This is a genomic window from Ensifer sp. MJa1 (assembly GCF_037026475.1).
Taxonomy (GTDB): Bacteria; Pseudomonadota; Alphaproteobacteria; order Rhizobiales; family Rhizobiaceae; genus Ensifer.
Window position 1 is genome coordinate 1 of the sequence record NZ_JAKUMO010000060.1, and the last position, 1,470, is coordinate 1,470.

Sequence of the window (1,470 nt, forward strand, 5' to 3'; positions counted from 1 at the left end):
AAGGAGGTGGCATGAAAGAGACCGCGTCCGCTGAGAGAACGGATCACTGAGATGCCGGTGATGATTGAGGGACAGCCACGCTTCCAGCCTTTCGGCTTATCCTGTCGGGGTTTTCGAGATCTCAACAAGGGAGTTGGAAGCATGACTGCGTCCTATGATTACCATATCGGCGTCGATTACCACAAATCCTATAGCCATCTGGTGGTGCAGGACAGCAGCGGCAAGACGCTGCGCTCCGGCCGGGTGAAGAACGATCGCCAGTCGCTCGGCGGGTTTCTCGAGCGGTACCGCGAAAACAGCCATGCGGTTGTCGAGGCGACGCGCAACTGGATGGTGATCTACGACTGGCTCGACGACATTTGTGATGATGTCGTTCTCGCCCACCCGTTGAAGGTCAAGGCGATCGCCGACGCCAAGATCAAGACCGACAAGATCGATGCGACCGTGCTGGCGCATTTGCTGCGCGCCGACCTGGTGCCGGAAGCCTGGGCGCCAAGCGAGCGGTCGCGGGACCTGCGTGTCGCCCTGCGGGAGCGGATGTTCTACGTGCGGCTGCGCACGATGACGAAGAACCGCATCGTCACGGTGTTTGATCGCTATCCGGAGCAGACGGCGCAACTGAAGACGCTCGGCGATCTGTTTGGTAAGGCCGGCCGCATTCAGCTTTCGCAGGTCAACGTCTCTGAGATCGACCGCATCCAGATCGACCGTGGCCTCGCTTTCATTGGCGCCATCAATGAGCGGATCAAGCAGTCGGAAGCGACGATCCGGGCGATGACCAAGGCCAATGCCAATGTCAGACTGTTGAAGACGATCCCCGGCATCGGCGAGTTCTTCGCCCGTCTGATCGACGCGGAGGTCGATGACATAGCGCGGTTCCGCAACCCGAAGAAGCTGGCCGCCTATGCCGGGCTGGTGCCCTCGACCTATTCGAGCGGCGGCAAGACCTATCACGGCAAGATCATCAAGCAGGGCAACAAGTGGCTGCGCTGGGCTTTCGTCGAGGCAGTGACACCGGCGATCGCCAGCGATCCACAGCTTCGCGCCCAATACGAGCACCTGAAGATCAGAGGAACCAACAAGGCGCGTGTGGCGATTGCGCGCAAGCTTTTGACGATCGCCTTCCAGATCCTGCGCGACCAGCGCGCTTACGAGCCGCGCGGCGAAAGCATCATCACGGAAGGCGCGTCAATGAAATCCCGACTGTCCTGATGACTTTCTAGCGAGCCTAGCAGTGCCGGGCTGCGCTCCTCAAGGAGAATGGGAAGCCGGGAGCCGAACGCCACTCTGTGACCGAAGCCAAGGCATCAGGTCACGCATTGGAGAATGGTTCAGAACCGAAGGACGGCCCTGTCCAGCGGAACGAAGACCATTGAGCCGATCGGCAAAAAAAGCCGGTCAGAACAAAACCGAACCCAAGGAAAGCCGCCAACTCAAGGCGTTCTGCCCCTTGCGTTCTTTCATTGGAGA

The 1,470-nt window shown here is 59.7% G+C and carries 1 protein-coding gene; it reads left to right on the forward strand.

From position 1 onward, the window contains the following. Window positions 1-141: 141 nt before the first annotated feature. On the forward strand, window positions 142-1,212 hold the full coding sequence (locus MKZ91_RS31480) for an IS110 family transposase (protein ID WP_336174944.1): 1,071 nt from the start codon (window positions 142-144) through the stop codon (window positions 1,210-1,212). Window positions 1,213-1,470 lie beyond the last annotated feature (258 nt).